At 56.4% G+C, this 250-nt stretch carries 1 pseudogene; it reads right to left on the bottom strand.

The window, feature by feature from the left end:
* Window positions 1-250: pseudogene (locus SB756_RS33270) on the bottom strand (porphobilinogen synthase); the annotation flags it as partial.

Raw genomic sequence — 250 nt, 5'->3', positions numbered from 1 at the left:
CCAGGGTAGCATCGTTATCGACGCCGTGATCACACAACACGCCACAGTGGCCGTGGCTGGTGTATTCACAGAAGCAGGTGTCAGACATCACGATCATTTCTGGCACGGTATCTTTGCAGATGCGGGACATACGTGCCACCAGACCGTTCTCGTTCCAGGCATCGCTGCCGGTGGCATCGGTGTGGTGCGAAATACCGAAGGTCATCACCGAGCGGATACCCGCTTTGGCGATGCGCTCAATTTCATAGGC

This window comes from Pseudomonas sp. SIMBA_068, from assembly GCF_046534705.1.
GTDB classification, from domain to species: Bacteria; Pseudomonadota; Gammaproteobacteria; order Pseudomonadales; family Pseudomonadaceae; genus Aquipseudomonas; species Aquipseudomonas putida.
The sequence above is the reverse complement of the archived record's forward strand: the minus strand, read 5'-3'. Positions and strand labels throughout refer to the sequence as shown.